The sequence below is a fragment of the Streptomyces sp. NRRL B-24572 genome, from assembly GCF_002156145.1.
Taxonomy (GTDB): domain Bacteria; phylum Actinomycetota; class Actinomycetes; order Streptomycetales; family Streptomycetaceae; genus Streptomyces; species Streptomyces vietnamensis.
The window spans coordinates 1-24,118 of sequence record NZ_MWIG01000288.1; the positions used below are offsets into that span (position 1 = coordinate 1).

Annotated in this window: 25 protein-coding genes; 14 read left to right on the top strand and 11 right to left on the bottom strand. The window is 71.0% G+C overall.

The genetic code is table 11. The annotated features are described in order from the left end of the window. Window positions 1-652: 652 nt before the first annotated feature. Both CCN56_RS18230 and CCN56_RS18240 read right to left on the bottom strand, forming a co-directional pair. Entirely contained in the window at window positions 653-1,162 is a 510-nt protein-coding gene (locus tag CCN56_RS18230) for an SUKH-4 family immunity protein (RefSeq protein WP_086828148.1), read from the bottom strand. Window positions 1,163-1,419: 257 nt separating this feature from the next. Next, window positions 1,420-2,124, bottom strand: coding sequence for a TetR/AcrR family transcriptional regulator (locus CCN56_RS18240; protein WP_086828150.1), 705 nt, complete (start codon window positions 2,122-2,124; stop codon window positions 1,420-1,422). 184 nt (window positions 2,125-2,308) lie between these two features. On the opposite strand from CCN56_RS18240, the gene CCN56_RS18245 reads away from it, so the two are divergent. From CCN56_RS18245 to CCN56_RS18265, 5 genes are all read left to right on the top strand, one after another. Next, window positions 2,309-3,745, top strand: a complete 1,437-nt coding sequence (locus CCN56_RS18245; RefSeq protein ID WP_086828152.1) for an APC family permease — start codon at window positions 2,309-2,311, stop codon at window positions 3,743-3,745. A 123-nt stretch (window positions 3,746-3,868) separates the two neighbouring features. Beyond that, on the top strand, window positions 3,869-5,506 hold the full coding sequence (locus tag CCN56_RS18250) for an amidohydrolase (protein ID WP_086828154.1): 1,638 nt from the start codon (window positions 3,869-3,871) through the stop codon (window positions 5,504-5,506). 264 nt (window positions 5,507-5,770) lie between these two features. Beyond that, the gene (locus tag CCN56_RS18255) at window positions 5,771-7,198 is read left to right on the top strand and encodes an amidase (protein ID WP_086828156.1); all 1,428 of its coding nucleotides are present in this window, start codon (window positions 5,771-5,773) and stop codon (window positions 7,196-7,198) included. A 320-nt stretch (window positions 7,199-7,518) separates the two neighbouring features. Then, window positions 7,519-7,740, top strand: a complete 222-nt coding sequence (locus tag CCN56_RS18260) for a hypothetical protein (protein WP_086828158.1) — start codon at window positions 7,519-7,521, stop codon at window positions 7,738-7,740. A 233-nt stretch (window positions 7,741-7,973) separates the two neighbouring features. After that, window positions 7,974-10,010 carry a SpoIIE family protein phosphatase gene (locus tag CCN56_RS18265; RefSeq protein ID WP_086828160.1) on the top strand — a complete coding sequence of 679 codons (2,037 nt, stop codon included), beginning with the start codon at window positions 7,974-7,976 and terminating at the stop codon, window positions 10,008-10,010. 381 nt (window positions 10,011-10,391) lie between these two features. Here the strand turns inward: CCN56_RS18265 and CCN56_RS43260 are convergent, their stop codons facing one another. The 3 genes from CCN56_RS43260 to CCN56_RS43265 all read right to left on the bottom strand — a co-directional run bounded on the left by CCN56_RS43260 (window position 10,392) and on the right by CCN56_RS43265 (window position 12,542). Beyond that, window positions 10,392-10,898 (bottom strand): hypothetical protein, encoded by a 507-nt coding sequence (locus tag CCN56_RS43260; protein ID WP_218779424.1) that lies wholly within the window; start codon window positions 10,896-10,898, stop codon window positions 10,392-10,394. A 385-nt stretch (window positions 10,899-11,283) separates the two neighbouring features. After that, window positions 11,284-11,589, bottom strand: coding sequence for a hypothetical protein (locus CCN56_RS18275; protein WP_086828164.1), 306 nt, complete (start codon window positions 11,587-11,589; stop codon window positions 11,284-11,286). 290 nt (window positions 11,590-11,879) lie between these two features. Further along, window positions 11,880-12,542: a UbiA family prenyltransferase gene (locus CCN56_RS43265; RefSeq protein ID WP_306300611.1), complete on the bottom strand. Its 663-nt coding sequence runs from the start codon at window positions 12,540-12,542 to the stop codon at window positions 11,880-11,882. Between the two features lie 72 nt (window positions 12,543-12,614). Between CCN56_RS43265 and CCN56_RS43270 the strand changes: the two genes are divergently transcribed. From CCN56_RS43270 to CCN56_RS18295, 4 genes are all read left to right on the top strand, one after another. Next, a complete protein-coding gene (locus CCN56_RS43270) occupies window positions 12,615-12,896 on the top strand; it encodes a hypothetical protein (RefSeq protein ID WP_179199892.1) in 282 nt (93 codons plus the stop codon). A gap of 42 nt (window positions 12,897-12,938) precedes the next feature. Then, window positions 12,939-13,505: a prenyltransferase/squalene oxidase repeat-containing protein gene (locus tag CCN56_RS18285; protein ID WP_086828166.1), complete on the top strand. Its 567-nt coding sequence runs from the start codon at window positions 12,939-12,941 to the stop codon at window positions 13,503-13,505. A gap of 113 nt (window positions 13,506-13,618) precedes the next feature. Continuing rightward, entirely contained in the window at window positions 13,619-13,918 is a 300-nt protein-coding gene (locus CCN56_RS44635; RefSeq protein WP_373412865.1) for a cytochrome P450, read from the top strand. Beyond that, window positions 13,915-14,523 carry an HAD-IA family hydrolase gene (locus tag CCN56_RS18295; protein ID WP_086828167.1) on the top strand — a complete coding sequence of 203 codons (609 nt, stop codon included), beginning with the start codon at window positions 13,915-13,917 and terminating at the stop codon, window positions 14,521-14,523. Before CCN56_RS44635 ends, CCN56_RS18295 begins: the two co-directional genes overlap by 4 nt. Window positions 14,524-14,882: 359 nt before the next feature. On the opposite strand, the gene CCN56_RS18300 is transcribed toward CCN56_RS18295, so the two are convergent. Continuing rightward, window positions 14,883-15,485, bottom strand: a complete 603-nt coding sequence (locus CCN56_RS18300; RefSeq protein ID WP_143664550.1) for a hypothetical protein — start codon at window positions 15,483-15,485, stop codon at window positions 14,883-14,885. A 540-nt stretch (window positions 15,486-16,025) separates the two neighbouring features. Between CCN56_RS18300 and CCN56_RS18305 the strand changes: the two genes are divergently transcribed. Next, complete coding sequence (locus CCN56_RS18305; RefSeq protein WP_086828171.1) at window positions 16,026-17,006, top strand: phytanoyl-CoA dioxygenase family protein; 981 nt, start codon at window positions 16,026-16,028, stop codon at window positions 17,004-17,006. A gap of 1,348 nt (window positions 17,007-18,354) precedes the next feature. Here the strand turns inward: CCN56_RS18305 and CCN56_RS18310 are convergent. Then, window positions 18,355-19,728: an NAD(P)-binding domain-containing protein gene (locus CCN56_RS18310; RefSeq protein ID WP_086828173.1), complete on the bottom strand. Its 1,374-nt coding sequence runs from the start codon at window positions 19,726-19,728 to the stop codon at window positions 18,355-18,357. A gap of 169 nt (window positions 19,729-19,897) precedes the next feature. Here CCN56_RS18310 and CCN56_RS18315 point away from each other — a divergent pair, with 169 nt between their 5' ends. Together CCN56_RS18315 and CCN56_RS18320 are read left to right on the top strand one after the other, a co-directional pair. Next, complete coding sequence (locus tag CCN56_RS18315; RefSeq protein ID WP_086828175.1) at window positions 19,898-20,260, top strand: helix-turn-helix transcriptional regulator; 363 nt, start codon at window positions 19,898-19,900, stop codon at window positions 20,258-20,260. Then, complete coding sequence (locus CCN56_RS18320) at window positions 20,257-20,757, top strand: GNAT family N-acetyltransferase (protein ID WP_086828176.1); 501 nt, start codon at window positions 20,257-20,259, stop codon at window positions 20,755-20,757. Before CCN56_RS18315 ends, CCN56_RS18320 begins: the two co-directional genes overlap by 4 nt. Before the next feature lie 6 nt (window positions 20,758-20,763). On the opposite strand, the gene CCN56_RS18325 is transcribed toward CCN56_RS18320, so the two are convergent. The 4 genes from CCN56_RS18325 to CCN56_RS18335 all read right to left on the bottom strand — a co-directional run bounded on the left by CCN56_RS18325 (window position 20,764) and on the right by CCN56_RS18335 (window position 22,957). Continuing rightward, entirely contained in the window at window positions 20,764-21,306 is a 543-nt protein-coding gene (locus tag CCN56_RS18325; RefSeq protein ID WP_179199893.1) for a DinB family protein, read from the bottom strand. A gap of 74 nt (window positions 21,307-21,380) precedes the next feature. Beyond that, window positions 21,381-22,442: an ArsO family NAD(P)H-dependent flavin-containing monooxygenase gene (locus CCN56_RS18330; protein WP_086828178.1), complete on the bottom strand. Its 1,062-nt coding sequence runs from the start codon at window positions 22,440-22,442 to the stop codon at window positions 21,381-21,383. Next, on the bottom strand, window positions 22,439-22,600 hold the full coding sequence (locus CCN56_RS44640) for a hypothetical protein (RefSeq protein ID WP_256962026.1): 162 nt from the start codon (window positions 22,598-22,600) through the stop codon (window positions 22,439-22,441). Before CCN56_RS44640 ends, CCN56_RS18330 begins: the two co-directional genes overlap by 4 nt. A 42-nt stretch (window positions 22,601-22,642) precedes the next feature. Beyond that, window positions 22,643-22,957, bottom strand: coding sequence for a helix-turn-helix transcriptional regulator (locus CCN56_RS18335; protein ID WP_086828180.1), 315 nt, complete (start codon window positions 22,955-22,957; stop codon window positions 22,643-22,645). 115 nt (window positions 22,958-23,072) lie between these two features. Between CCN56_RS18335 and CCN56_RS18340 the strand changes: the two genes are divergently transcribed. Next, window positions 23,073-23,495: an arsenate reductase ArsC gene (locus CCN56_RS18340; RefSeq protein ID WP_086828182.1), complete on the top strand. Its 423-nt coding sequence runs from the start codon at window positions 23,073-23,075 to the stop codon at window positions 23,493-23,495. 286 nt (window positions 23,496-23,781) lie between these two features. Next, window positions 23,782-24,118: hypothetical protein (locus tag CCN56_RS18345; RefSeq protein WP_086828184.1), on the top strand; the 337-nt coding region annotated here is incomplete at its 3' end.

The window sequence follows — 24,118 nt, forward strand, 5'->3', positions numbered from 1 at the left end:
GTTGGATCTTCAGCTCTGCCACGCCCGGCGCGGCAGAGCTGAAGATCCAACCGATCGGACGAGACTCGGAACGAGAGACGACGGTCCACCCGACCTTGGCCCGCATCGTCTTCGACTGCGCCCGAGGCGCCACCCCAAGGACCCGTCCGAAAAGGAAGCGTCTTAAAAGAGCTACAGGAGGGGCGTCCGGCAAAGCCAGGGCCAAGGCAAGGCCCGTCTCCAGTGATTGCGGCGTGGCGCTGAGAACTCCTGCCGATGTTCCCCGATGATGCACCGGAATTCGGCGCTCACCCCCGCTGGCGCCTTTGACCGTGTCCTATGTGGTGAGGCGGACGAGTCACTTGTAGCAGCAGATACTGAACTTGATCGGGTGATGTCGGGACGGTTCGCCTGACAGCGGCCTGCTCGCTCCGGTAGCTCCTGAGGAATGAGATACGCGCAGGGCGGTGGGCTGACCGACGCCGAGAGAGCCGCACGGGAGCGAATCCGGTTGCAGGCTGTCGTCCGCTTCAAGGACGGGGAGACGAACCGAGAGGTCGCCGCCGCTCTGTCGCCTCAAGAAGATCCAGTACCGCCCTGACCTCGTCGACGGCTGCATCGCTGCCACCGGCCTGAGCCTGGACGGCTGACCGGCGTCGGGAAATCGTCCGGATCACGCCTCCCAGTCCGCATGGTCTCCCATCGCCACATCATCGCAGAAGGTCTCCCAGAACCCGTTGTCCGCGAGAGCGGTCTCGTCGATGCCGGAGACGAGAACGCGCAGCTCTTCCGCCACCTCCTCACACCTCTCCTGGTCGCCCTCCGCATAGAACGGGAAGCGTGCGATCACGGCCGCGACGCACCGGTTGAAGGAGTCGAGGTCGCGGTTCACGTGATGGGTCGTCGCTGACTCGACCTCGGGGATCTGCACCACATGCCCACTGGCCACATCGACGGCGATGCGTCCGAACAGGCCACTCGTCGCGATGGCGACCAGCCCCCGTTCGCCGATCCTCCCGAAGTACACCGGCTGGCTCAGCGGCCGGTACTCGTACCCGATCAACCCGCCCGGGATGCCGGTCTCCCTGAGACCGACAGCGATCTGGGTGGGCACCTCGGCTGGCGCCTCGATGGTGATCAGGACGAACTCGGGCTTCGGCAACTGCGGCAGGGGCCGGCTCACGGGAGGATCCTCTCCCGATGGGACTGTCCGGCAACACCCGTAGGCCCACGAGGCGGGCGACTCCCACTGGACAGGCGGCCCCGACATCACGCATTCAAGTTCTGTAGCTCGTCGATCAGCCGGTCATCCACCGCCCTCGACGGCTTCGACTCCGACTGTTCGACGGCCTCGGTCACGTTCTCACTGGTCATCGGTGCATCTTCCTTGATCGGGAGTAACACCCAATGATTTACAGTCCCTCCGTACGCCGACAACGATCAGCAAGCGGGGCGCAGCCTCGTCGCCGCGGCCTCCAGCAGCAGTTCCAACGCGAACGGGTACCCGCTCTGCCGCATGTCCGCCTCCAGCAGGCGGGACGTCGCCGCGATGTTCGGATGGGTGGCGGCACTCAGCCGGCTGTATCGGGCTTGCCACACCCCGAGGTCCGCCGACCGCGCCGGCGCCGGCAGGGCGAGCTCGGCGGCGTCCAGGGCCGCGAAGCCCAGTGCCTGGTCCACGAAGGCGTGGTAGATGCGGACCGCCTCCGGGTCCGGAAAGCCCGCCGAACGCAGGATGCCGAGGATCTTCTCGACGGCGCGCGCCTCGTGGTCCCGCCCGGTGGTCCGGTGGGCCGCCAGCATGGCGGCCTGGGGGTGGGCCTGGTACGCGGCGTGGACGCGCAGGCCGATGTCGCGCAGGTCGGCCCGCCAGTCGCCGGTCGGCTGCCAGTCCGCCTGGGCACGGCCGATGAGCTCGTCCGCGATGGCCAGCAGCAGGTCGTCGGTGTTGTGGAAGTACCGGTACAGCGCGCTCGGATCGCAACCCAGCGCGGCGCCGAGCCGCCGGACGGTGAGCGCCTCCGCCCCGTGCTGGCCGATCAGACTCAGAGCGGTCTCCACAATGATCCGCTCGGACAGCACGGTGCCCTGTTTGGTCGGCCTTCTGCGCCGCCGTCGCGGCTCCGGAACCACTCGTTCAGCCATGGAGGGACCTTATGACAACGCTATTGACCTGTAAACGGATCGCACGCTTCACTGCGTGCCAACCGGCTGCCCCCTCCCCTCGGCGGCCGCGTCCTCCCACGAGCAAGGCGGTGATCCGTTGGCAGCAACGACCAAGGACTCGGGCAGAAGATCCCAAGCCCCCGTCCCGGCCACTCCGTCCACGATGCAGAAGTCGCTCGGCGTCTGGGGCGGTGTGGCGATCGCCGCCTCGAGTACCGCGGCCACCACCAGTATCGGCATCGGGCTCGGCCTGATGGCCGGCATGGTCGGCCTGCATCTGCCCGCCATCATGCTGCTGGCCTTCCTGCCCATCCTCGGCATCGCGGGCGGCTACGGGCGGCTCAGCCGCGTCGAGCCGAACGCCGGCAGCAGCTACACCTGGGTCGGCCGCACCCTCAGTCCCTGGCTGGGCTTCCTCACGGGCTGGGTCAACACCGTCGGCACCATCGTCTTCATGGCCTACACCACCACGGTGACCGGCTCGGCGATCATCCAGCTCCTCGGCCAGGCTTCCGTCCACAGCGTCGCCGGCCTCCACCTCGACCCGGACTCCACCCTGCAGGCCACCCTGATCGGCCTGGTCGTGCTGATCGCCGCCGCGCTCGTCGCCGTACGCGGGGTGGAGCTCGCGGCAGGACTGCAGAAGTGGCTGCTGATCTTCGAGTACGTCGTGCTGCTCGGGTTCTGCGGGTACGGTCTGTTCGCCGGCGACCAGCCCTTCTCCCTCGAGTGGTTCAACCCGTTCGCCATACCCTCCTTCGAGGGCCTCGCCCAGGGCATGGTCCTGGCGGTCTTCTGCTACTGGGGCTTCGAGTCGGTGTTCAGCGTCAGCGAGGAGGTCCGTGACCCACGTGTCGCCTCCCGCAGCGGTTTCATCGCCCTGACCGTGATGCTGCTGCTCTTCCTGCTCGGGGGCACCGCCTTCCAGCGGGTGATGCCTCTGGGCGAACTGGCCGGCAACGGCGCCCATGGGCTCACGTACTTCGGTGAGAAGCTCGCCGACCAGCCGCTGGCCGCCCTGCCGCTGATCGCCCTGACGTTCTCCGCGGCCGCGTCGCTGCAGGCCGCGGTCATCCCCACCGCCCGGGGGATGTACGCGATGGGCCGGGACGGCACCCTCGGCTCCGTCTGGACGCGCTTCCACCCCCGTTATCCGACCCCCTACGCCGCCACGCTGCTGATCACCGCATTCGCCGTCGTCCTCGCCCTGCTGTCGCTGGTCATCCCGACCGTCAACGATGTGATCTTCGCTGCCGTCAACTCGATCGGCATCCTGGTCGCGTTCTACTACGCCCTGACGGCCATCGCCGCCGCCGTACGTTTCCGCCGTCTCGTGCGCACCTCGCCGGTGGAGGCCCTGCGGGCGGTCGTCGGCCCGCTGCTGGGAGCAGCCACCCTGCTTGCCGTGGGCGGCTACCTGGCCTGGGTGTTCTACGACTCCGCCGACCACTTCGAGGTCTCCGCGGACAACGGCTGGTTCGCCCTGCTCATCCCGGCCCTGATGCTCGCCTCCGGTCTGATGGTGGCGGCCTGGGCCCGCTGGGTCCGCAAGGCCCCGTACTTCACCCCCGGATTCGGCACCGGTCCGCACTCCGACTGACTCCCGTGGCCCGCGGCAGCCCCATCGTCCGCGGGCCAAGGCCGGTCCCCGCACCCAGCGGGCCGCTCCCGGCCCATCGATTCACCGATTCACCGATTCACCGACCCACCGGAGCACCTTCCCATGCGCAAGGTCGACCTGCTCTTCACCCACGGCCCCGTCCACACCGGCGACCCCGCCCGCACCCGGGCGACCAGCCTCGCCGTCACCGGGGGCCGGATCACCGCAGTCGGCCACGACGAAGTACGGGAGCTGATCGGCCCCGAGACCGAAGTCGTCGACCTTCGCGGCAAGTTGCTCATCCCCGGATTCCAGGACGCGCACATCCACGCCGTCTACGGCGGTGTGGAGCTCGCCGAGTGCGACCTCACCGGGACCGTGGGGGTCGACGACTACCTGACCCGTGTCCGCGACTTCGCCGACGCCCACCCCGACCGGACCTGGATCACCGGCAGCGGCTGGTCCATGGAGAGTTTCGAAGGAGGGCTGCCCACCCGGCAGCTGCTGGACTCGGTGGTCCCCGACCGCCCCGTGTATCTGGTCAACCGCGACCATCACGGGGCCTGGGCCAACACTCGTGCACTCGAACTGGCCGGGCTCACCAAGGAGTCCGCGGACCCTGCCGACGGCCGGATCGAGCGGGAGGCGGACGGCACGCCGAGCGGCGTGCTCCAGGAAGGGGCGACCAAGCTGGTCGCCCGCCTGCTTCCCCCGAGCACCGCCGCCGACCGCCTGGCCGGCCTGCTGCGGGCGCAGAGCCTGCTGCACTCGCTGGGCATCACCGGCTGGCAGGACGCCCTGCTCGGCGTGTTCAACGGCCAGCCCGACCCCGCCGACGCGTATCTGACGGCGGCCCGCGAGGGCACGCTGACGGCCAGGGTCACCGGCGCGCTGTGGTGGGAACGCGACCGCGGCGCCGAGCAGATCCCCGAGCTGGTCGCCCGCCGCGAGGAACTGACCCACGGCAGGTTCAGGGCCGACCGGATCAAGATCATGCAGGACGGCATCGCGGAGAACTTCACCGCCGCGATGACCAGCCCCTACCTGGACTCCTGCGGCTGCGTGACCGCCAACACCGGTCTGAGCTTCGTCGACCCGGTGGCGCTGCGCTCCCACGTCACGGAACTGGACGCCCTCGGCTTCCACGTGCACTTCCACGCCCTGGGCGACCGTGCCGTGCGCGAGGCGCTGGACGCCGTGGAGGCCGCCCGCGCCGCCAACGGCCGCCGGGCCACCCGGCACCACCTCGCCCACCTCCAGGTCGTCCACCCCGACGATCTGGCACGGTTCGCCGAGGTCGGCGCGATCGCCAACATCCAGCCGCTGTGGGCCGCGCACGAACCGCAGATGGACGAGCTGACCATCCCCTTCCTGGGGCCGGAGCGCGCCGCCTGGCAGTATCCGTTCGGCTCCCTGCTGCGGGCCGGCGCCACCCTCGCGGCGGGCAGCGACTGGCCGGTCAGCAGCCCCGATCCGATCGCCGGAATCCACGTAGCCGTCAACCGCATGGAGCCCGAGGCCACCGACGACCGGGTCTTCCTCCCCGAGCAGCGCCTGGACCTCGCCACCGCCCTCGCCGCTTACACGGCCGGCGCGGCCCACGCCAACGGCGTGGACGAGGCCGGCAGCCTGCAGGCCGGACTCCTCGCCGACCTGGTCGTGCTGGACCGCGACGTCTTCACCGCCCCGCCGGAGGAGATCGCCGAGGCCAAGGTCGTACGGACGTACGTCGGAGGAGAGCTCGTCCACGCCGCGGAGTGAGCACACGAGCCCGGGGCGCCGCCGCGCCGGCAGTCGGCTGCCGGCGACAGCACCCCGGCCGTCACGCGGGGCCGCCGATCCGGTCCCGCGTGCTCGTCCGCACCCACCATCGAGGTCGCCGCGGCGCAGAGTCCTGAGGCGACCTCCGTAGCCGCGCACGCGCCTGCCGCTCCCGTCCGTGCCGCGACCGGCCCGAGCCGGGCGGCACCTCCGCGGGCCGCGCCCCCTCCCGATCTCCCGCACACCACGAACAAAGGATCCCGCATGACCGATCTCACCGACCTCGCCTATCTGTCGGCCACCGAAGCGCTGCGCCGGTTCCGCGACCGCTCGCTGTCGCCCGTCGAGCTGATGACCGCGGTCATCGCGCGCGCCGAGGCCGTCGAGCCCAAGGTCAACGCCCTCGCCGAGCGCACCTTCGACGAGGCCCTCGCCGCCGCACGCGAGGCCGAGGCCCGTTACGCGGGCAAGGGCGAGCCGCCCCGCCCGCTGGAGGGGCTCGCCGTCGCGGCGAAGGAGGAGCAGCCCATCGCCGGCCGGAGGGCCACGGACGGCTCCCTGGCCTTCGAGCACGAGGTCGCCGACGAGACCCACCCGGTCGTCGAGCGCGTCCTCGCGGCCGGCGGCATCGTGCACGCGCGGACGACGACGCCCGAGTTCAGCTGTGCGGCGGTCACCCAGTCGCGGCTGTGGGGCGTCACCCGCAACCCGTGGAACCTCGGCTTCTCGCCGGGCGGCTCCTCGGGCGGTGCCGGCGCCGCCCTCGCCGCGGGCGAGACCACCCTCGCGACCGGCTCCGACATCGGCGGTTCCATCCGCATCCCCGCCTCGTCCACGGGCACGGTCGGCTTCAAGCCGCCGTACGGGCGGGTTCCCGCGATGGCGCCGTTCAACCTCGACACGTACTGCCACGACGGCCCGATGGCCCGCACCGTCGCCGACTGTGCCCTGCTGGAGAACGTCATCGCCGGGCCGCACCCGCTCGACGGCGTCTCCGTCAAGCCCAAGCTGCTCCTGCCCGACCGCTTCGAGGGCGCCGAGGGCCTTCGCGTCGCCCTGTCGGTCACCCTCGGGGACTGGCAGGTCGACCCCGAGGTCGAGGCCAACACGCGCGCGGTCGCCGAGGCCCTGCGCGCGGCCGGAGCGATCGTCGAGGAGGTCGAGGTCGGGATCACGCGTGCGGACGTCATGAAGGCCGCGATGATCCACTTCGGCACCATCTTCGGCCCGTACATCGCGTCGGTCGCAGCCGAGCACGGCGACAAGCTCACGCCGTACGCTCTGGCCTTCGCCGAGCAGGTCGGCCGCGCCGCCCGCGAGCCCGGCAGCTTCCTGGAGGGCCTGACCGTCGAGGGCGCGATACAGGCGGAGATCGGCGCGCTCCTCGAACGGTACGACGTGCTGCTCTGCCCCACCCTCGCCATCCCGGCCTACATGGCCGACGACGACTACACGTCGACGAAGGTCGTCATCAACGGCGTCGAGCTGGACAACTATCTGGAGGCCTCGCTCACCACGGTGTTCAACATCGCCAGCCGCTGCCCGGTGCTGAGCGTGCCGTCCGGATTCGCCTCCACCGGAGTCCCCACCGGTGTGCAGATCGTGGGCCGTACGTACGACGACACCACGGTCTTCCGCGCCGCTTCGGCGATCGAGGCCGTCCGCCCGTGGAACGGCGTTCCGTCCCTGTGAGACTCAGAGGTTGCCGTGGTTGACCTGCCGGATGGGCAGGCCTGTACGGCGCCAGACGGCCACGACACGGTCGCGGCCGCCCGGGGACACCCGCCCGCGAAGCGGTGGCGGACGTGCCGGTCGAGGAGTTCGGCCTCCACGACGCCGTCCCGGCGGTGGTCCCCGACGGCGCGCACCACAGCCCGTCGTAGGGGACCTCGTGCCGGCGCAGCCATGCCCGGCGTCCGAGATGGTCCAGGCGTCCGTAGCGCACGCTGCCTCCGAACCCGCTCGTCGCAACCGCGCTCGCCGGCCCTGAGGCCACCCTTCGCACCGAGCTGATGGCGGACGCCTTCAGCTCGTACTACCTCACGCACTCCCGTGGCGAAGCCCTCAACACCCAGCGCGTACCGGCCTCCACCCAGTCCTTCTACCAGGGCGGCGACTGCAGCTTCCGCAGTCGTGGGCACCACGGCACGCCCAACCAGCGTCTCGCGGCCTCCGCGTCGGCTTCGAACGTCGCCGACGAGGCCCCGACCCGGGTCACATCCCGCCCTCGCTGACGTTCGCCCGACTCTTCGACGCGAAACTCCCCGACCTCGTGAAGCCGGACGCGACGGACTGAGGACATCACGCCCGGTGTGCGCGAGGCGGTCGGTACGCGGTTGCGGACCGCGCACCGACCGCCTGGAGGCCGAACGCCGTGCCGTCGCCGGTCGCCGTGGTCATACTGGATGAGGGACGACTCGGATCACCTTTTGTCCACCGAACCGAGGACCGACCGCCGGGAGCATTCATGGCGTCTGAGTCTGACCCCGTCGCCGGATGGGCCGGCGAGTCCTCCCCTGCCGCGCCGGTGCTGATCGACGTCAGCGCGACGGGGAAGGTCGTGCGCTGCTCCGAGGACGCCGCGGAGCTGCTGGGCTACCCGGCCGACGAACTGGACGGCATCGACGTATCGCGGCTGTTCGCGGATCCGGCCGACCTGTCTGCCGTGATGGCCGGGGCGGAAGGCCCGATCGGGGGGTTCCGGGCGATCCTGCGCCGCCGTGACGGGAGCTCCACGAAGGTGGCGCTCGCGGCGCTGCCGACGCAGGAGGGTACGACCCTGGCGCTGGCATTCTCCGCGGAGCGGGTCCGGGCCCCGTCCACGGGCGACGAAGGCGCGGACCGGGCCCGTCTGGCCATGATGTACGAGGCGTCGTCCCGGATCGGCAGCTCCCTCGACATCGTCAGGACGGCTGAGGACCTGATCGACCTACTCATCCCGGCCCTCGGGGACCAGGGGAGTGTGAGCCTCACCGACTCCGTCCTCGCCGGGGACGAGCCGATCTCGTTCTACGAGGCGAACGAGGAACTGCGTCTGGTCGCCGCCAAACACGTCCACGGCCCGCGGCCTGCCCAGATGACGCAGGTCGGTGAGCTGTGGCCGCCCCTCCCGGAGCGATCGGCGTTCGCCGCCGTGTCGGAGGGTGTCACCATCACCGCCACCACGCGCGAACAAGCATTCGACCTGCTCGGTGACGATCCCCGTCTGATCGCCGCGGGCGTGGCTCCGGACGCGCGGCAGATTCTCGGCGCACCGCTCTTCGCGCGCGGGGTCGCCGTCGGATACGTGGCGGTGACCCGTACCCGTGACACCCGGCCGTTCACCGAGAGCGACAAGAAGCTGATGCTGGAACTCGCCACCAGAGCCGGACTTGCGGTCGACAACGCCCGGCGGTTCACCCGCGAGCACCGCACGGCCACCACCCTCCAGCACAGCCTTCTTCCGCCGGCGAGCACGGACACGGCCGCGGCCGAGACGGACGGGGCCTACCTCGCGGCCGAAGGGCCCGCCAGCGTCGGCGGCGACTGGTTCGACGTCGTCCCTCTTTCCTCCCTGCGCGTCGCCCTCGTCGTGGGCGACGTGATCGGACACGGTCTGCAGGCCACCGCCACCATGGCGCGGCTCCGCGCGGCCGTGCACACCCTGTCCGACCTCGACCTGCCGCCCGACGAGGTCCTGCTCTGCCTCGACGACCTGGTCCACCGGGCCGCCTCCGAGGCCGCCCACCCCGACGTGGTCGGCGCGTCCTGCCTGTACGTCGTCCACGACCCGGTGGCGCAGACCTGTCTGCTGGCCAGCGCCGGACACCCACCACCCGCCGTCGTCCACCCCGACGGCAGCACCCGCTACCTGGACGTCGACCCCGGCCCCCTCCTCGGTGTCGGCGGCCTGCCCTTCGAGGTCACCGAGGTCCGGCTGCCCACCGGCAGCACCCTCGCCCTCTACACCGACGGTCTCACCGGCCGGGACCGCGAGCCGCAGGACCTCCTGGGCCGCCTCGCCGCCGCCTGTCGTCCCGGACAGAAGCTGCCGGAGATCAGCCGCGAGCTGGTGGACACGGCGCCACTGACATCCCCGCCCGCCGACGACGTCACCGTCCTCCTCGCCCGCCTTCGCGCCGTCCCGGCCTCGGACACCGCCTCATGGACGTTCCCGGCCGATGTGAAGGCCGTCGCCCAGGCACGACGTGCCGCGACGCATCAGCTCTCCCTCTGGGGACTGGACGACCTCGCCTTGAGCACCGAGCTGATCGTCAGCGAACTCGTCACCAACGCCATCCGCCACGCGCACAGCCCGGCGCAGCTGCGCCTGACCCGTGACCACGTGCTGGTGTGCGAGGTCACGGACACCAGCAACACGCACCCGAGACTGCGTCGCGCCCGCTCGACCGACGAGGGCGGCCGGGGCATCTTCCTCGTCGCCCAGCTGAGCAGCCGCTGGGGAAGCCGCTACGGCACGTCCGGCAAGACCATCTGGGCCGAGCAGCCGATCGACCGCACCTGACCCGCCGACGCCACGACTCGCCGACCCGGGCTGCGACTCCCGCTACGCCAAGATCCGGACCATACGCGGTCCAGCGCCACCGAATCGACGCACAGGACCATCGTTCCTGCCGGTCAGAAGCGTGTGCCCGTTGGACCACCCGCAGACGAAGAACATCTTGCAGAGTTACGGTCCCAAGAAGCTCGGGTTCTTCTGAGCCACCTCGACGAGCCCGCTCCGTGAGGTGCTGGGCGGCTGCTTGGTCGTAGGGCACGCCCGCGAGATCCAAGACCGGCCCGCCGCCGACGGCGGGCCGGGCGGTCGTGTGGGGGCGGTCGGCTCGGGCCGCCCGTCGGTGCCGGACGGGGCGGGGCCCTTGCAGGTCGCGGCTCCCGCGCGGCGTCAGGCGTAGAGCTCGGCAGCCGAACGCGAAGAGTGCGGGCGGGCCGTGGGAGTGGTGTACGCGAAGTTCAGCACCGTGCGCCGCACTCCCCGCCGAGCGAGTGGGGTGACCCGGTGTGCGGTGGTGTCGCTGCGCAGGAGGTAGGCGTCGCCGGCGCGATGGTGGGCGGTGCGGGCTCCTGCGGCGGTTGCCAGGTCGCGCAGGGAGCCGGCGTGGGGCAGGAAGTGGACCAGGCCGCCGTCGGCGGGGTCGTCGGGGGCTTCGAGGAAGAGGACCAGGGCGTAGGGGTGGTCGTCGGTGTGGGCGCCGTGGGTGTCGCCCGCGCGATGGAGGATGTTGAGCACGTGGCGCTCGACCGGGTCGCCGACCTCGATGACCGGCTCACCCGCCGCCCGGCCCACCAGACCGAGCAGCGCCGGATCTCGGTACAACGCCGGAATGGCCTCGGATGCCGCGGCGATGACCTGTCCGCCCAGGGTGGTCATGTGACGCGGCGAATGGTCCATGCAAGCCATCGTGAAGTCCCGACGCCGGGCGAGCGCCTCCAGCCCGGCTGCCTCCCGCCTCAGCAAGGCCAGACCATCAGCGGTGATCAGGCCGGGCAGGGGCAGGTATCCGTCCGTCGCGAGCCTCTCGGCGCTCGCGGATTCCAGGGAGATGGCATCGGACTCGAAGAGTCGGGGCACAGGGGCTCCAGAGGCGTCGGCGTGCTGGTCCACAGATGGTGGTCCCCGCCACACCGTGGTCTCACGCCCCAGCTGGGCCGAACGGCCGCGTGCCGTCCCACATGGGCGCCTTCGCATCACGGTCTGGAAGTCGTCGGCCTTGTCGGCCTCCCATGGACCGTTATCGACCGCAACGACGAATTCCCCCTGGAACCCCCGCAAAGGATCAGCCCTTCGGCAACAGTCCGCCAAGCGCACCGCCGACGCCCAGGCCATCGGAGGTGATGCCCTGCACCTCGTGCTGGGATGGCGCCAGCTGGGCGACCTGCTGCAGGGCCACGTGGCCGGCGTTGGCGTTCCAGTTTCCGAGGGCGTTGACGCCGTTGCCCGGGATACCTTCCGGGCCGAAGGCCACCGGGATGCCCGTACCCGGGGTGAGCTGGTCGATGATGTCGTCGCCGGCCGCCTGCGCGGGGGCGGCGAAGCTGAGCGCGGCAAGGGTGAGCGCGCCGAGCGCGCTGATCTTGTTCATACTCCGGCAACGACCGACATCGCCGGACGATACGGCCGCACCGATGTCAGGGGCCCGGCCGTGCTCCATATGAGTGGGCGGTCGCCCGCCACATCCGGCATCGTCACGCCGGTGGTGTGGTCACCACCCGCGATCTCGGCACGCGCACAGCTTCTGCCCGGACGAGAGCGGCTCGGACAGCTGACCTTGGAGGACGACCGTTCTCGGCCGGCCACGTCGCACCGCCGAGCCGCCGACCGCGAAACCTCCGGAGCATCGGGCGCTGACGGTCAGCGCGTCACCGGCGGATCTCATCGGGTCAACAGGACCGCGGCCAGGAGGACCAGGCCCTGGGCATCACCCCAGGGCCTGGGGTACGCGTCCGGCCGGGGGCGGTAGGAGGCGAGCAGGGTGCTGTTGTAGGCGGCCCACAACAGGGTGGGGAGGGGCAGGACGAGTTGTCCGACTGCCGCTCCGCAGACGGCCATTCCGTAGGCGACGACGCGGGTCCGGCGTTCGCCGAGCAGTACGGGGAGACTGCCGGTGCCGGCGAGGGCGTCCGTGTGGAGGTCGCGGAGGTCGTTGAGGAGGGCGGTCACGCCGCCGATGAGCGTGCCCGCCGCGGCGAGGTACCACGTGCGCGCGTCGCCGAGGAGGTGCTGCTGGACGGCCGGGAGGAGCACCGTGATCAGGAGCCACCCGGCCATGGTGTACGGAAGTTTGACGCCGGGGAGCTGCCGGACCGCCAGCCGCCGCCCGCGCCACGGGATCAAGGGGGCCGTGTACAGCCAGGCCATGGTGCCCACCAGCACCACGACCGCGGCGCACCACGGGCGCAGGATCGTCACGGGCAGCAGGGCTGCCGCGCAGGCGATGGTGCGGCCTCCGAAATCACCGACCAGGAGCGGAACCAGCTCCTTGAGCTGCTGGGTTCCAGCCGGGCGCCGGTATGGGAGAACTACACCACCGCACACCTCCTGGCCCTGCTGGCCGTCCAGCAGTTCGCCCCCGACGCCCCGCTGATCACCGCCGGTGCCGAAGCTCTGGTGGCGTGCCGGAACCCCGACGGCGGCCTGCCGAGCATCGCGAACCTGGACGTGTTCAGCACCAGCCCGGCCGTCCTGGCCCTGGCGCGCGCGAACGCGGACCCCGAGCTCCTGCGGCGCATGTGCGACCACCTCCTCGCCCAGCAGCTGCCGGACGGCGGGTGGGCGTTCGGAGAGGACATGCGGCACAGCGACGTCGACGACACCGCGTATGCCGCGGCGTGCCTGGCCACCGTGGATCCCGTCCGCCACCACGACGCCCTGCAGCGCGCCGCCGGCTAACTCCGCGCGATCGTCGGCGAGGACGGCGGATACCCCACCTACATGCAGGGCGACCCGTCGGAGGTCGGCATGACCGGCGGCGCGGTCAGCGCCCTGGCCTGGAACGGCAGCGGCAACGCCGACCTGCTGCACAGCGCCGCAAGGTGGCTGCTCGACGACCAGCGCCAGGACGGCACGTTCGAGCGCAGCTGGAGCCTGAGCGAGGCCAACACCATCTGGCGGGCGATGTGGGCCCTGCACTCGATGCCCGAACCGACCCGCACCGCCTTCAAGCAGCGCATCACCGACGCGACCGCCGCATCGAAACGATTCCTCACCCAGGCGCAGAACCCCGACGGCGGCTGGGGATACCGGCCCGGCGACAGCAGCGACATCGCCAGCACCTGCTACTCCCTCCTCGCCCTGTCCGCCATGGGCCTGCGCCTCGACGAGGACCCGACCGTGCGTGCGGGCGTGGCGTACCTGCTGGCCCGCCAGGACGCGGACGGCGGATTCACCGCCGTACCCGACCAGGTGGCCCCACGGCCCCTGCTGTTCGACGCCCCGGTCTTCTCCGACATCTGGGTCCTGCTGGCCCTCGCGAGCTGCGACGGCGACGGGAACCGGTGAGAGCGAGGCGAACGAGACCGCCATGGACACCACGCCCACGACCTGCCCGGGCGCGCGCCGATCACGCTGCCCGTCGACCGGCCCGGCCCCGTGGAACTGCCCGCCGAATTCCAGTGGCTGCGCACCGACCTCCCGGTGGCGCCGACCCCGAACGCTTCGACCCCCAACGTCCCGACGCCGCCCGCCACCTCGGCTTCGGCCACGGCCCGCACCACTGCCTGGGCGAACAGCTGGCCCGCATCGAGCTGCGCACCCTGCTCACCACGCTGCTGCACCACTTCCCCGACCTCCACCTGGCCGTCGACCCCGCCGAACTCCGCACCCACCAAAACCGGGTTGTGCACGGCATCGCCGAACTCCTCCTCTTCGACGTGGACTTAACCCCAGCAGGCCCCATGGCAGACAGAGGATGACGTACGGCCCCGACAGCCAATACGCCACCTACGCCTTCGACTTCGACTTCGACTTCGACTTCGACTTCGACGGCACCCTGGCCGACACGGCCGACGTCAACCACGGCGCGGTACACGCCTCCCTGGCCGCACACGGCATCACCGTGCCCCTCACCTGGGTGGCCACCGAGTCCGTCTTCACCGCCCCACAGCTCCGCCTGCGCCTCGGCATCACCCCGGCCGCCCTTCCCGACGACACCTTCGTCGAGGCGGCCCGCGCCTACTGGTTCGCCCACACCGACCTGATCAGGCCGATCGCCGCAGCCGAAACCGCCGCCCGCAAGGCGGCCGAACACGCCGCGGTCGCGGTCGTCACCGCCAACTACAGCGACATCGTGCGCCACGGCCTCGCGGCCGTCGGACTCGACGACCTCCCCTGGACCATCGTCGGCCGCGACGACGTCACCCACCCCAAACCGGCGCCCGACGCCTACCTCCACGCCGCCCGACTGCTGAACGTCTCCCCCGGCCGATGCCTCGCCCACGAGGACACCGACGACGGCATCACCGCGGCCACGGCCGCAGGCATGCACGTCATCGACATCAGGCAGTCGTCCTGGCGGTGACCACCGCGGACAGGCACGAGAGGGGCAGCAGACACGACATCCCGAGGCACAGCGGAACACTCCGCCCGGCAGGCCACCGTACTGGTGCACGATCCGGTCCCCTTCGGCGCCCTCGGTTCGATGAGCGAGGTACCGACGGAGGAACTGGAGCGACGCCTGCTCTTCCGGGAGCGCCCCGACACCATGCGACTGGCCGCGCAACACCGGGCCCTCACCGGAGCGGTCGAAGGCGCGGGCATCCCGTGCCTGTACCTGAGCGAGCTCCTGGGCGCGGAGGAGTACGAGGACGTCGCAGCAGGCGATCCAAACCTGCTGTTCACCCGCGACCCGGCGATCACGCTGCCCTGGGCTCCGGACATCTACCTTCCCGCCCGCATGGCCAGGCCCCTGCGCCGCCCGGAGACGGCCGTGATGTCACGGGCGCTGGAGGCGGTGGGACTGACCCGCGTGGAGTGTGCCACAAGGGACGCCAGGCCGAAGGCGACCGCAGCTCGTTCCCCGGAGGTCACGCGGGTCATGCCGATGGCGATGGCGGGGCTGAACCGCAGCGTCTCCTCGACCACCGGGTCGAGGAGACCGGGCTCGGCAACGATCCTGTTCGTCCACTCCGGATGCGTGAACGGGCAGAGAAGGGAGGTGGCGATCTGGTTGGCGGCCGATATGTGGCCGTCGAAGAACAGCGACGCGGCCAGCCCCTTGACCTCATCGGCGGACAGGACGCCCCTGCGGTGAGCCCCGAGCAGGTCCCGCAGGAGTCCCGGCGCGAGGCCGTGGTGGTCGAGCAACTCGCCGACAGCGGCGTACAGACCCAACTCCGCACGGTACAGGGCGGCACCGCCGGCCTCGGGGTTCTTCGACCGGGCGCAGGACCAGTGATACAGCGTCGGCCGTACGTGTTCCGGCACGCCGAGCACATCGCAGTGAGCCGCGTAGGCGAAGGGGACGCAGAACTCCGCCAGCACGCCACGGACCGGACCTGCCGCCCGCATGCCCGCGACCAAGGCGCGGACCCGGCCCTGAAGTGTCGGCAGCCGCCGCACGGGCGGAGAACGCGGCGCTCAGTGGTCCCCGGACCCGGTTGTGCCGGGGTGCGTCCATCTCCGTCACCGACATGGCGGACGCGGGTCCGGCGGGCACCTGGAGCACCCGGGCCCGGCTGTTGCGCGCGTCGACCGGGAACCGGCGCGCCGTCCCGAGATCGGTGATCAGCCGACGATCTTCATCGAACGGCCCGGTCAAGGCTGCGCGCTGACGCGCGAGCACGAACGCACGTCCCCCCTCACCACGGATCACCGGCATCATCTCTCCTCGGCATACGGGGACCACGAGTTCCGAGATCGTCGCGTCGAAGACCTACCTCTGAGGCTCCCTCATCAACCGGGTGCGCCTCGGCCCGCGGCCCGCCGAGAGTGGTTTTCGGACGACGGAGCCCGTACGCCGGACAGTGACCGCTCCAGGCATGAGACTTGCGCCGTCCCTGTTCACCGGATGGAGGGGTGCCCGTGCCCGATTTCACAACGCCGGAGTACCACGTCGCGGGAGCAGGCGTTCCGAGCGAGTGGGCGGGTGACGACCAGCGGTGGTGGGACTGGTACATGACCCTGGCCGCGGACCCGGGAGCCGAACCGGCGCAGTCGGCCCCGGTCGCTCCGGCCCCGCTCGTGGCCGCCGCCTCCGACCGCGAGGTCGAGGAAGCGCTCGGCGCTCCCTACCTCTTGTCCGAGGAGGCCCTCGCCTTCTTCCGCCGTCACGGATTCGTCCGGCTTCCCGGCGTGCTCGCCCCGGCCGTGGTCGCGGCGCTGGCGCAGCGTGCGGACCGGCTCCTGGAGACCGCGTACGGTCCGGACAACCCCGGCCGGTTCCTCGCCCTGGAACAGCTGTGGCTGACCGACCCGCTGATGCGGGCCGTCGCGTTGTCGCGACGACTCGGCGACATCGCGGCACAGCTGATCGAGGTCGACGCGGTGCGGCTGTACCACGACAACATCCTCTCCAAAGAACCCGGTTGCGGGCGCACCCCCTGGCATCGGGACAGCGACCACTACCCGCTCGACTCCCCCGCCATCGTCACCTCCTGGATGCCCTTGCGGGACATCCCCACCGAGAGTGGACCGCTGGGCTGCCTCTCCCGTCAGGACGCGAGCCGCGCGCTGTCGGGGCTCTCGGCGTCACCCCTGCGGCGTGCGTTCGACGAACAGGTCACCGCCCGCCTCCGCCAGGCCGGCGCACGTCCCTTCGCCGAGCCGCTCTCCGCTGGAGAGGTCTCCTTCCACGCCGCCGACTGCTTCCACACCGCCGGAGCCAACCGCACCACCGCGCCCCGGCGCGTCCTGTCCACCACCTACTACGCGGACGGTACGAGGATCATCCCCGAGCCGACCCCCCTCAGCGGCGCCTGGACGGACTTCGTCCCCGGCATCCGACCGGGCGACGTAGCCGCATCCGCCCTCAACCCCGTGGTCGGCGCATACCCCACCACCTGACCACCGCGCCCGCCGATGCGGGCGAGGCCCCGTACGTCTGGGTCTGGGGGGAGAACTGGAGCCGGTACACACTGTTCGTCGTCGCCCTGCCGTACGACGGCGGGTCGCTGTCGTTCACGATGGTGGCGGGTGACCCGAACCTGCCCTGCTCACGGCAGAGGTGAGGGGACCGGTCAGGAACTGTGCGCACCCTGGATCAGGACGTGCCTTCGGCTCGCTGTGTGCGCTCGGGTCCGGGGTGGGCTACGCCCGGGACGACGGGGTTGTCGTAACGTCCGGGCAGCCAGACCCCTCTGCCCCGTCCGGTCCTGATCGTTCCCGATCACTCCCACTGCAGCCGCAGCATGACCCGAGACGGCGCCGCCAGACCAAGATCCGGACCATTTCCGGACCAGCCCCCGGCGGAAGGCCGCGCCGACTACCGTTTTGCCTGGTCAGCAGCCACACGAGGTGTGTACCACCAGCAGACCAAGAACCTGCTGGTCAGCTACTCCCCCAAGGCGCTTGGGCTCTTCTGGCGAGTGAAGTCGGCTGCCTGGAGGGAAGGTTGCCTCCCAGGCACCCGTAAGCTTGGACACGTTGAGGCATCACCCGGCCACCGCGTGTAGCGCATAGCCGGTTCCAGGCACGCTTCCCGGACCATGCGCGGTCCAAGTGCACGCTTCGGCGATCATCCGCCGGATGCCGACACTCACCTCCGGGATCCACCGCTGTCGGCCGCCGCGCACTCGTGATCCCCCCGGCGTCGCCCCTGGCGCTGTCGTCCACGTCTTCGCCACTGGCCCTGCGCCCGCGCTCGACCTGCCCGCCTGGTGCCACATGGCCGGCCACCACCACCTCGGACGTGTCCTCGACGCGGCTGGACGACCCGTCTACGCGCCGCGGCTCACCGCCGACGCGCACCGCACCAGGCTCGACGCACCCTGGCACAGAAGCACCCCTGACATTCGGATGCGGGCAGCTCGCACGCGGCTGCCCGCAGCCCTCGACCATTGCGTGACCGCGCCCAGGATCTCCGCGAACTCAAGGGCCGGCCGAGTGAAGTCCTGACGGAACCGCCACCTACAAGCCCGTCAGTGCTCCCTGGGCGAACGTCGCCGTGCCGCTTGCCGCCCTCGTGACCGGCATGGCAGCCGCTCGGTTCGCCCGGCGGTGGGCCAAGCGGGGTTGACCTTCGAGGCGGCTCGAAAGTCAACCGGCGACGCACTGCATCTCGCAGTCGGCGAGCCGCGGCCACCGGCCGGGATGCCACGGGGACGAGAAATACGGAGCGACGCCGGTGCCCGGTTCCGGTCGCGCCGGTGCCCGGTTCCGGTCGCCGCCCCGTCCGTGCGTGTGTTGAGGTCGGTCACGAGCCGCAGGAGGGAGCGGAGGTCGTCGTGCCGAGCTGGATGAGCCTGGGGGCAGGGGTGCAGCAGCCACCCCCTTCACTCGCCGTGTCGGTGGCCGGCTGGTCGAACAGGCCGGCGCCGCCGCAGACTCCGGTCTCGGGCAGGACGAGTTCGACGCGTTCGGCGGACTCGTGGTCGCCGGCGATGGCGGCGACCACGGAGCGGACCTGCTCGTAGCCGGTGAGGGCGAGGAAGGTGGGGGCGCGGCCGTAGGACTTCATGCCGACCAGGTAGATGCCTTCCTCCGGGTGGGAGAGCTCCTTCACGCCGTGCGGGTAGACGGTGCCGCAGGAGTGCTGGTTGGGGTCGATGAGCGGGGCGAGGGCGACGGGGGCCTGGAGGCGCTCGTCGAGGTCGAGGCGGAGCTCGTCGAGGAAGGTCAGGTCGGGGCGGAAGCCGGTGAGGACGATGACCTCGTCGACCGGGTCGAGGCGCCGGCCGTCCTCCGCCACGAGGACGAGTTGCTCACCGTCGCGCTCGATCGCCTCCGTACGGAAGCCGGTGACGGCGTCCGCGTGACCCTCGTCGACGGCCGCCTTCGCGGCGAGACCGAGCGCGCCGCGGGCGGGCAGCTGGTCGGCCGTACCGCCGCCGAAGGTCGAGCCGGAGATGCCGCGGCGCAGGATCCACACGGCCTTCGTCCCCTCGCCGTCCTCGGCCTTGGCCAGATCCGCGAGCGAGGCGAGCATCGTGAACGCGGAGGCGCCGGAGCCGATCACGGCGGTGCGCTTGCCCGCGGAACGGGCCCGGATGGCCGGATCCTTGAGGTCGGGGACACGGTAGGTGACGCGGTCGGCAGCGGCCTTCTCGCCGAGGGCCGGCAGGCCGGAGGCGCCGGCCGGGCTCGGAGTCAACCAGGTGCCGGAGGCGTCGATCACCGCGCGGACGAAGAGCCGCTCCTCGCGTCCGTCAGCGTGGGCGACGTGGACGACGAAGGGCTGGGACTCGCGGTCCGCGTCGACGATCCGGTCGCGGCCGGAGCGGGAGACGCCGGTGACCGTGGCGCCGAAGCGGACCTTGTCGCCGAGGACGTCGGCCAGCGGCTGGAGGTACTGCTCCGCCCAGTCACCGCCGGTCGGATACGTCGTTGCGTCGGGCTTCACCCAGCCGGTCGGCGCGAGGAGCTTCTCGGCGGCCGGGTCGGTGACCTCGCCCCAGGTGGAGAACAGCCGGACGTGCGACCACTCGCGTACCGCCGCACCCGCCTTCGCGCCGGCCTCCAGGACCAGCGGTTCGAGACCGCGCTCGACGAGGTGGGCGGCGGCGGCCAGGCCGGCGGGCCCGGCGCCGATCACGAGGACGGGCAGCTGGTCGGTGACGATGGCGTTCACGACGGTTCCCCTTGCTTCGACGCTTGTCGATCTCTTCGGGGCCCAGGATGGCACTGGACATCGACAAACGTCAACATAGACATCCATCGAATCTGCATGGTCAGGGGCACCCCTACTGGAAGAGTCGACGGCCTCCTCGCCTTGGTTCGACGTGTGTCAACATAGATGCATGTCGAATGCCACCGTGTTGCCGCTACTGGAGCCCGAGGTCGAGCCGTGCTGCCCGCCCCTGGCCGAGCGCCCGCTGACGGCCGAGGAGGCCGAGCGGACGGCGAGGATGTTCAAGGCGCTCGGTGATCCGGTGCGGCTGCGGCTGTTCTCGGCGGTCGCCTCGCATGAGGGCGGCGAGGCATGCGTGTGCGACATCTCCGACGTCGGCGTCTCCCAGCCGACGGTCTCGCACCACCTGAAGAAGCTGAAGGAGGCCGGGCTCCTGTCCTCCGAGCGGCGCGGCACCTGGGTCTACTACCGCGTCGAGCCCGCCGTCCTGGCCGCCATGGGGCAGCTGCTGACCAAGGCCGCGACCGCGTGAGCGCCACCGTCACCCTCACACCGCTGACCGTCGAGCACGCCACCGAGGTCCTGGCGATCTACCAGGCCGGCATCGACGAGGGCAACGCCACCTTCGAGACCACCGTCCCCGCCTGGGAGGCGTTCGACGCGGCAAAGCTGCCCGAGCACCGCTTTGTCGCCCTCGACGAGACCGGGCGCGTCCTCGGCTGGGTCGCCGCCACCAAGGTCTCCGACCGGTGCGCGTACGCGGGCGTGGTCGAGCACTCCGTCTACGTCCACCCCGGCGCGCGCGGACGCGGCGTCGCCTCCATGCTGCTGAAGGCACTGGTCGACTCCACCGAGGCAGCCGGGATCTGGACGATCCAGGCCGGGATCTTCCCCGAGAACGCCGCGAGCCTCGCTGTGCACGAGCAGGCCGGATTCCGTGTGATCGGCACCCGCGAACGCATCGGCCGTCACCACGGGGTATGGCGGGACACGGTCCTCGTCGAACGCCGCAGCTCGCACATCGACTGACGGGCCTCAGCCGCTCCGGCCGAGCGTGAGTTGGTCGCGGTGGAAGTCGAAGTGCCGGGTGGGGTACCGGTAGAGGTCCGCGAGGGTCATGAAGTCCTTGAAGAACGGGTCCCACCGCACCGGAAAGTGCATCCCCCGTGCCAAATCGTCCTCCGACTCCCTCGCGAGCCGCCGTTCCAGCGAACCGGTGACCCGGTCGAACGCGACGCCCATCCTCCGCGGCCCGAAGACCTTCACCGCGCCGCACGGCCCCAGGTAGTTGATCACGTCGAACGGCCGTGTTCCCGCGTCGAGCACGCGGGCGAAGGTCTTGCTCACGCTCCGAGGCAGGCGGCTGAAGCCGCGCGTAAGGCCCAGCAGGACCCGGGTGACGGGGTAGCCGAAGAACATGTGCCACAGCAGCTGGCCGTTCGTCCATCGCGTGCCGCTGGTCGGGCGGGCGAGGAAGTCCGGCGTGGCGTCGTCCAGGAGCGCGTGGAAAGTCCGTCGGGCCTGGTCGTACTCATCGAGAACCGCCCGCTGGTCCAGTACCGGACGACCATCTGCCATCACGCCGCTCCCGCTCCCGCTCCCGCTCCCGGACAGAGTTGCCGCATATGGATGATTCCCGCCCACTCAGGGGGTCATACGACCTTCAGCCGTTCGGCGATCGCACGCGCGGCATCACGGGCCGGGCGGCCGACGCCGATGAGGGTCGCGGAAGCGGGGCCGGTCCAGTCGCCGTAGCCGAGGAGGTGGAGGCGGGGTTCGCCGATCGCCTGGGTGCCGGCGGTGGGGATGTGGCCTCGGGCCCCGCGCAGGCCGAGTGGGGCCAGGTGGGAGAGGGCGGGACGGAAACCGGTGCACCAGATGATCGCGTCCGCCTCGGCCGTCATGCCGTCGGCCCAGGCGACCCCGCTGGAGGTCACGCGGTCGAACATCGGCCGGGCCTTGAGCAGGCCGGCATCGCGCACGGCCCGAACCGGCGGGACAGCCACGATGTCGCCGAGGGAGGCGACGCCGCCGGTGTCGGCGCGGCCTTCGTCGAGAGCGCGGCGGCGAGCGGTGGCGTGGTCGAAGAGGGCCCGGCCGTCGATGTCGTCGGCGAGGTAGCGCGGCTCGCGCAGGGTGACCCAGGTCAGGGCGGTGTCGTGGGCGAGGTCGGCGGCGATCTGGGCGCCTGAGTTTCCGCCGCCGACCACAATCACCTTCTGTCCAGCGAAGTCGCGCGGGCTGCGGTACTCCACGGTGTGGAGCTGGGCACCCGTGAACTCCGTACGCCCGGGCACGGCGGGCACGAACGGGCGCGACCAGGTGCCGGTGGCGCTGATGACCGCCCGTGCCCGCCACATACCGGAGTCGGTCTCCACGCGCAGGAATTCGCCGTCACGGTGGACACCGGCCACGCGTACGGGGCGGTGGACCGGGAGGTCGTACCGCTGCTCGTAGTCGGTGAGGTACGAGACGACGTGGGCGGTGTCGGGGTACGTCTCGCCCGGCTGCGGGGGCATGAGGCGGCCTGGGAGGGAGGAGTACGCGGCGGGCGAGAAGAGGTGGAGGGAGTCCCAGGTGTGCTGCCAGGCACCACCCGGCGTCGGCTGCGCATCGAGAATGGCGAAGTCCAGGCCCAGGCGGCGCAGGTGATAGCCGGCGGCGAACCCGGACTGGCCGCCGCCGATCACCACCACGTCCAGGGTCTGGGTCACTCCGCGTCGGCCTTGCTGCGCATGAAGATGACCGCGACCAGGGCCAGGCCCACGGCCGCGCCGATCAGCTGAGTGCGCGGCGGGGTGGCGCCGGGCGCGGGCTGCGGCGACATGTCGGCGGCTTTGGCGTCCCTCGCGGCGGGCTCGGTGGCGGTCACGGGCTGGTTCTCCTCGGCAGGTGAGGCAGGGGACGGAAAGGCTCAGGGGCAGGAACGCTTGAAGTTCGCCTCGGCGGTCAGGCGCGCGGTCTGCGCGAGTGCGGCGAACTGGCCGGCGATCTGCTCGATGACGTCCGGCTTGAGCCGGTAGTAGGTGAACCGGCCGCAGGGCTCCGTCTCCACCACCCCGGCCTCACGCAGGACTCTCAGGTGGTTGGAGAGGTTGGTCTGCTTGGCACCGGTCTCCTCCACCAGGTGGGTGGTGCACAGCGTTTCGCGGGCGAGCAGGGTCACGATCTGGAGCCTGAGCGGGTCGGCCAGAACCCGGATCAGATCAGTGTCGACTGACGTCATCATCCACTGATATTTTCACATCACCCAGGACTGATACCAGTCCGGGCTGAACTCAACGAGACGCCCACTGCTCGACGGCCTGCACGCCGGCAGCCCACCCGCCCCGAAGGAAGAGCCGATGTCCGCCACCCCGCTCGCGTCCGTGCTGTTCGTCTGCATCCACAACGCCGGCCGCTCCCAGATGGCCGCTGGCTTCCTGCGCCACCTCGCCGGGGATCGCGTCGAGGTCCGCTCCGCAGGCTCCGCGCCCGGCGACCAGATCAACCCCTCCGCCGTGGCCGCCATGGCCGAGCTGGGCATCGACATCTCCGCCCAGAAGCCGAAGATACTGACCACCGAGGCCGTCCAGGCATCCGACTACGTGATCACCATGGGCTGCGGCGACGCCTGCCCGTACTTCCCCGGCAAGACGTACCTCGACTGGCAGCTCGAGGACCCGGCCGGTCAGGGTGTCGAAGCCGTCCGACCCACCCGGGACGAAATCAAGGGTCTGATCGAGGGCCTGATCTCTGAGATCGACGCAAAGCAGAAGGCAAACTGACCGCGGCGGCCAGCCCGGCACGGCCGCCAGATCACCCAGTCGGGCACCCGACACCCCTTTTGGCTCGCCAGGCAAGCTTCTGGGCATTCCGCCAGGCCCTTCGCGGCCCACCGGCCAGCCCGCCGCCGAGGGTCCCCACCTACACATTGGCACCTTCGAAAGCCCGATCAGGACTCGTCTTCGGCTCGGTGGGTGTGCTCGGGTCCGGGGTGGGCTACGCCTGGGACGAGTGGATTGTCGTAGTCGAGTTCGATCTTGCTGAAGACTGAGCCTGGAATCGCGGCTGATGAGCCCCGGCCTGGCCTCGACCGACCCCGTCTCGGCGCTGCTGCCGTGGCTCCAGCAGCACCCGGCCGTGGCAACGGCCCTCGGGGGGCCTGGCCGCGTATCCGGTGTCGCCGAGTCCCTGTGGCCGCACCTGCGCGTGAGCCACCGGCCCGGCGGGGAGCCGCGGACTCCGACCTGGGCCACCGAGCCGGAGGTCACGCTGGAGGTGTACGGAGACCCCGGTGGGTGGCCAGGTCAGGCCGCGCTCCGCCGCATCCTGCTCACCTGCGCGACCGCCGCCGGCGAGCTGCCCGAAGCCCCGTTCCGGGCCGGGCAGCCGGTCATCAGCGGCGTGC

What these genes read in the sequence shown, in the direction of transcription:
- CCN56_RS18240 (WP_086828150.1), bottom strand. Translation starts at nt 2,124, where the DNA reads ATGGCTGAACGAGTGGTTCCGGAGCCGCGACGGCGGCGCAGAAGGCCG.
- CCN56_RS18245 (WP_086828152.1), top strand. Translation starts at nt 2,309, where the DNA reads ATGCAGAAGTCGCTCGGCGTCTGGGGCGGTGTGGCGATCGCCGCCTCG.
- CCN56_RS18250 (WP_086828154.1), top strand. Translation starts at nt 3,869, where the DNA reads ATGCGCAAGGTCGACCTGCTCTTCACCCACGGCCCCGTCCACACCGGC.
- CCN56_RS18255 (WP_086828156.1), top strand. Translation starts at nt 5,771, where the DNA reads ATGACCGATCTCACCGACCTCGCCTATCTGTCGGCCACCGAAGCGCTG.
- CCN56_RS18260 (WP_086828158.1), top strand. Translation starts at nt 7,519, where the DNA reads ATGGCGGACGCCTTCAGCTCGTACTACCTCACGCACTCCCGTGGCGAA.
- CCN56_RS18265 (WP_086828160.1), top strand. Translation starts at nt 7,974, where the DNA reads ATGGCGTCTGAGTCTGACCCCGTCGCCGGATGGGCCGGCGAGTCCTCC.
- CCN56_RS43260 (WP_218779424.1), bottom strand. Translation starts at nt 10,898, where the DNA reads ATGGACCATTCGCCGCGTCACATGACCACCCTGGGCGGACAGGTCATC.
- CCN56_RS18275 (WP_086828164.1), bottom strand. Translation starts at nt 11,589, where the DNA reads ATGAACAAGATCAGCGCGCTCGGCGCGCTCACCCTTGCCGCGCTCAGC.
- CCN56_RS18285 (WP_086828166.1), top strand. Translation starts at nt 12,939, where the DNA reads ATGCAGGGCGACCCGTCGGAGGTCGGCATGACCGGCGGCGCGGTCAGC.
- CCN56_RS18295 (WP_086828167.1), top strand. Translation starts at nt 13,915, where the DNA reads ATGACGTACGGCCCCGACAGCCAATACGCCACCTACGCCTTCGACTTC.
- CCN56_RS18315 (WP_086828175.1), top strand. Translation starts at nt 19,898, where the DNA reads ATGTCGAATGCCACCGTGTTGCCGCTACTGGAGCCCGAGGTCGAGCCG.
- CCN56_RS18325 (WP_179199893.1), bottom strand. Translation starts at nt 21,306, where the DNA reads ATGGCAGATGGTCGTCCGGTACTGGACCAGCGGGCGGTTCTCGATGAG.
- CCN56_RS18335 (WP_086828180.1), bottom strand. Translation starts at nt 22,957, where the DNA reads ATGATGACGTCAGTCGACACTGATCTGATCCGGGTTCTGGCCGACCCG.
- CCN56_RS18340 (WP_086828182.1), top strand. Translation starts at nt 23,073, where the DNA reads ATGTCCGCCACCCCGCTCGCGTCCGTGCTGTTCGTCTGCATCCACAAC.